At 72.7% G+C, this 4,443-nt stretch carries 3 protein-coding genes, 2 pseudogenes and 1 riboswitch; of the genes and pseudogenes, 2 read left to right on the plus strand and 3 right to left on the minus strand.

What is annotated here, in order from left to right; translation table 11 throughout:
• Positions 1-25: 25 nt before the first annotated feature.
• Complete coding sequence (locus tag JNW89_RS28645; RefSeq protein WP_238451471.1) at positions 26-505, minus strand: YbjN domain-containing protein; 480 nt, start codon at positions 503-505, stop codon at positions 26-28.
• Positions 506-619: 114 nt separating this feature from the next.
• Here JNW89_RS28645 and JNW89_RS28650 point away from each other — a divergent pair.
• A pseudogene (locus tag JNW89_RS28650) lies at positions 620-3,074 on the plus strand (DNA translocase FtsK 4TM domain-containing protein).
• A gap of 135 nt (positions 3,075-3,209) precedes the next feature.
• On the opposite strand, the gene JNW89_RS28655 reads toward JNW89_RS28650, so the two are convergent.
• Together JNW89_RS28655 and JNW89_RS28660 are read right to left on the minus strand one after the other, a co-directional pair.
• Positions 3,210-3,455, minus strand: coding sequence for a hypothetical protein (locus tag JNW89_RS28655; protein ID WP_179803666.1), 246 nt, complete (start codon positions 3,453-3,455; stop codon positions 3,210-3,212).
• Positions 3,456-3,567: 112 nt separating this feature from the next.
• Complete coding sequence (locus tag JNW89_RS28660; RefSeq protein WP_238451472.1) at positions 3,568-3,882, minus strand: multidrug efflux SMR transporter; 315 nt, start codon at positions 3,880-3,882, stop codon at positions 3,568-3,570.
• Positions 3,883-3,944: 62 nt separating this feature from the next.
• Positions 3,945-4,008: riboswitch (guanidine-III (ykkC-III) riboswitch) on the minus strand.
• Positions 4,009-4,099: 91 nt separating this feature from the next.
• Between JNW89_RS28660 and JNW89_RS28665 the strand changes: the two are divergent.
• Positions 4,100-4,351: pseudogene (locus tag JNW89_RS28665) on the plus strand (ornithine cyclodeaminase family protein); the annotation flags it as partial.
• Positions 4,352-4,443 lie beyond the last annotated feature (92 nt).

Genomic DNA, 4,443 nt, shown 5'->3' on the forward strand with positions numbered 1-4,443 from the left:
CGCCCGACGGGCTCGCCCCGGCCGGTCACCGGGTCGTCCCGCCGGGAAGCTGGGCGACGGCGGCGGCCAGCTGGCAGCCGGTGGAGATGCCGCAGTCGAGGAGCTGGTCGAGCTGGTGCGGCGTCACCCCCCGTTCCAGGTCGGTGATCACCTCGCCGCAGACCCGGGCCACCCCGTCGTCGTCGACGTGCACGAAGGCCTTGGGCCACAGCCGGTCGTGGTTCCAGGAGTTGCAGAAGGCGTAGAGCGTCGGGACGTACTCGATGCCGAAGGCCGGGGCGGCCATGGTGCGGACCTGGAGCAGCTCGCCGGCCTCGCCGGGGCGCAGGAACCAGATCAGGTTGTCGTCCCAGCGGCCGACCAGGTCGCCGTCGGCGTCGGCGGAGAACGCGTACCCGCGGTTGCCGAGCACCGCGGCGATCAGTTCGCCGGTCAGCGGCCGCAGGGCCTGCGGGTGCCCGGCCAGGGGGTCGTCCGGACCGTCCTCGAAAGCAGGCGACGCCATCGGGCATCCCTTCCTGAGGCAAATAACACGTCTGGAGGCGTGGTCCGTGCTGCGACGCGCGGACACGACCCGGAAAAGCGGCGATCTCCCGGGTCACGCCGTTACGGTGACTGTATGGCGGGCCGTACCTCTCAGGCGAGCCGGCGACGCGGCGCGTCGCCGCGCGGTACCACGAACAGCCGTGCCCGCCAGCCGGCGAAGAAGGCCACCCGGGCGACCGCCCGGCGGCGAACGGCGGCCCGGCCCGGCCCGGCGGTCTACCTCGGACGCGCGGTCGGTGCACTGTGGATGGGCCTGGCGCACGGCGTCGGCTGGGCGGTCCGCGCCGCCGGCCGGCAGGCCGCCTCCGCCCGGGACCTCGACCCGGAGCACCGCCGCGACGGCGCCGGGCTGCTGCTGTTCGGCCTGGCCATCCTGAGCGGGGTGGGGATCTGGTTCTCCGGCGCGGGCCCGCTCGGCGCCCGGCTGGCCGACACCGTCCGGCTCTTCCTCGGCGCGATCGCGATCGTGGTGCCGGTGCTGCTGATGATCGGCGCCTGGCGGCTGATGCGCACGCCCGCCGACCGGAACACCGGGGCCGCGGCCTGGTCGGCTGGGGTTCGATGCTGATCGCCACCGCGGCGATGCTGCACATCGGACAGAACCCGGTCGACCCGGTGCAGCGCGACTACGCCGGCGGGCTGATCGGCGCCGGGGTCGGCGACCTGCTGGAGGCGGGGGTCACCGCCTGGGTGGCGGTGCCGCTGCTCATCCTGCTGCTCGTCTTCGGTCTGCTGGTGGTCACCGCGACCCCGATCAACAAGATCCCCGAGCGGCTCGGCCTGCTCGCCGGCACCCTGGTCGCGCCGCCGGCCGACCCGGAGGCGGAGGAGGACCCGGCCGCGAAGCCGGCCCGCCGCCGGCCGACGAAGCGGACCGCGCCGCGCCGCTGGACCCGGACGACCTCGACGACTCCGACGCGGTCAACCTCCAGGACACCCTGGTGCTGCCGCGCAAGCCGCCGGGGAAGGTGCCCGCCAGCCGCAAGCCGGTCGAGCCGCCGGAGCACTCGCCCGCACCCACCCGCGCCGAGCAGCTCGCGCTCACCGGGCTGGCCGGCGACTACACGCTGCCGCCGGCGAACATGCTCAGCGGCGGCGCCGCGCCGAAGACCCGCAGCAAGGCCAACGACGAGGTGATCGCGGCGCTGACCGGCGTCTTCGAGCAGTTCGACGTGGACGCCGCGGTCACCGGCTTCACGCGGGGCCCGACGGTCACCCGCTACGAGGTGGAGCTCGGGCACGGGGTCAAGGTGGAGCGGATCACCCAGCTCTCCCGCAACATCGCGTACGCGGTGAAGTCGCCGGACGTGCGGATCCTCAGCCCGATCCCGGGCAAGAGCGCGGTCGGCGTGGAGATCCCGAACACCGACCCGGAGAACGTCGCCCTCGGCGACGTGCTGCGCTCGCGGGCCGCCACCAGCGACCACCACCCGATGGTGGTGGCGCTCGGCAAGGACATCGAGGGCGGCTACGTGGTGGCCAACCTGGCCAAGATGCCGCACATCCTGATCGCCGGCGCGACCGGCGCGGGCAAGTCGTCCTGCCTGAACTCGCTGCTGGTGTCGATCCTCACCCGGGCCACCCCGGACGAGGTGCGGCTGCTGCTGATCGACCCGAAGCGGGTCGAGATGACCGGGTACGAGGGCATCCCGCACCTGGTCACGCCGATCGTGACCAACGCGAAGAAGGCGGCCGACTCGCTGGAGTGGGTCGTCCGCGAGATGGACATGCGCTACGACGACCTCGCCGCCAACGGGGTCCGGCACATCGACGACTTCAACCGCAAGGTGCGCAACGGCGAGATCAAGGCCCCGCCGGGCAGCGAGCGGGAGATGCGCCCGTACCCGTACCTGCTGGTGATCGTCGACGAACTGGCCGACCTGATGATGGTCGCCCCGCGCGACGTGGAGGACTCGGTCGTCCGGATCACCCAGCTGGCCCGCGCGGCCGGCATCCACCTGGTGCTGGCCACCCAGCGCCCCTCTGTCGACGTGGTCACCGGTCTGATCAAGGCGAACGTGCCGTCCCGGCTGGCGTTCGCCACCTCCTCGCTGGCCGACTCGCGGGTCATCCTCGACCAGCCGGGCGCGGAGAAGCTGCTCGGCCGCGGCGACGGGCTCTTCCTGCCGATGGGCGCCTCCAAGCCGGTGCGGATCCAGGGCGCCTGGGTGACCGAGCGCGAGATCGCCGACGTGGTGAAGTTCTGCAAGGACCAGCGCGAGCCGGAGTTCCGCCCGGACGTGCTGGCCCCCGCGCAGGACAGCAAGAAGAAGATCGACGAGGACATCGGCGACGACCTGGACCTGCTGGTGCAGGCGGTCGAGCTGGTGGTCACCTCGCAGTTCGGCTCGACCTCGATGCTCCAGCGCAAGCTGCGGGTCGGCTTCGCCAAGGCGGGCCGGCTGATGGACCTGATGGAGACCCGGGGCGTGGTCGGCCCGTCCGAGGGGTCCAAGGCCCGCGACGTGCTGGTCAAGCCGGACGAGCTGGAAGAGGTCCTGGTCGGCCTGCGCGGCGCCGAGGACTGACGGTCCCGCCCGGTGGCCGGCCGCACCGGGTGCCGACGCGACGGGGCCCCGCGGCCGGGCAGCACCGCGCAACCGCGGTCGGGACATGACGAGGCCCGCCGGAACGCCGGCGGGCCTCGCGTGGAGTTGTGGTGGTCAGTTGTTGATGATCGCGGCGACGAGGACGACACCGATGATGGCGCCCACGACGCTGGCGGCGGCGGCGTACCAGCCGAGCGGCTTGTCGCCGAGCACCGCGCCGACGATGCCGAGCACCAGGCCGGCGATACCGAAGATCACCGGCGCCACGAAGATGGCGACGACGGCGAAGACGAAGGCCAGGATCGTGCAGATCCGGGCGGCGTTGCTGCGCGGGCGAGCGGTCGCGTGCATGTCGGCCATGACGTCCTCCGTGGTGAGAGCCGCTTTGGGTGTTCGGCGGCTGTCTACCCACTCCGGCCTCGGACTACTCATCAGGGCCGATACCGCTCGTCCCGCCGCGCCCCGCCGGGGTTCAGTGGAAGAGCTTGAGCCCGACCACGCCGGCGACCACCAGCAGCAGGCAGACGATCCGGGCGAGGCTGGCCGACTCGCCGAGCGCCACCATCCCGACCAGCGTGGTGCCGACCGCGCCGATGCCGACCCAGACCGCGTAGCCGGTGCCGATCGGGATGTCGCGCAGCGCGTACGCCAGCCCGAGCATGCTGAGCACCAGGGTGACCACGAAGACGACGGAGGGGAGGGGGCGGCTGAAGCCGGCGCTGCGGTCGAGCGACACCGCCCACGCGGTCTCCAGCAGGCCGGAGAGCACCAGCACGATCCAGGCCACGGGTCATCACCTCGCGGAAGCGGGCCCGGACCCTCGGGGCCGGGACGAGTCGGTCTGCCTGTCGCGGGGCGTCTTGGCCTGACCGGGTACGCCCACCACTCGTCCGGGACGGCCGGGGCCGCCACCGCCGACGCTAACATCGCCCGGTCCGGGCGGGCGGTGATCTCGCGCACCACCGGTTGAGCTGAACCTGACTTCAGGTTGCAGGATGGCAAGCATGACGCTGATCTTCACCGACCGGGAGGTCGCCGCCGCCCTGGACGCTGCGGCGACCGTCGCGGCGATGCGGGACGCGCTGCTGGCCGCCCACGCCGGCCGGCTCGTCGCCCCGCCCCGGGGCGGCCGCCCCGCTGGACGGCGGGCGATGGTGCTCACCGCCGGCCACCTCACCGGCGAGTGGTACGGCTTCCGGTCGTACGACACCTTCGGGTTGTCGGAGTCCGAGCAGCTGGTGGTGCTGCACGCCGCGCCCTGTTCGAACGGCTCGACGTCGACGACTTCGCCACCCCTTCAACGTTTCAGTCGCACAAGCTGACGAACCGCAACGACCAATTCGACGAC

It is taken from the genome of Micromonospora sp. 4G55, from assembly GCF_016803375.1.

Excerpts from the sequence above, each read along its gene's own strand:
- JNW89_RS28645 (WP_238451471.1), bottom strand. The coding sequence starts at position 505 with ATGGCGTCGCCTGCTTTCGAGGACGGTCCGGACGACCCCCTGGCCGGG.
- JNW89_RS28655 (WP_179803666.1), bottom strand. The coding sequence starts at position 3,455 with ATGGCCGACATGCACGCGACCGCTCGCCCGCGCAGCAACGCCGCCCGG.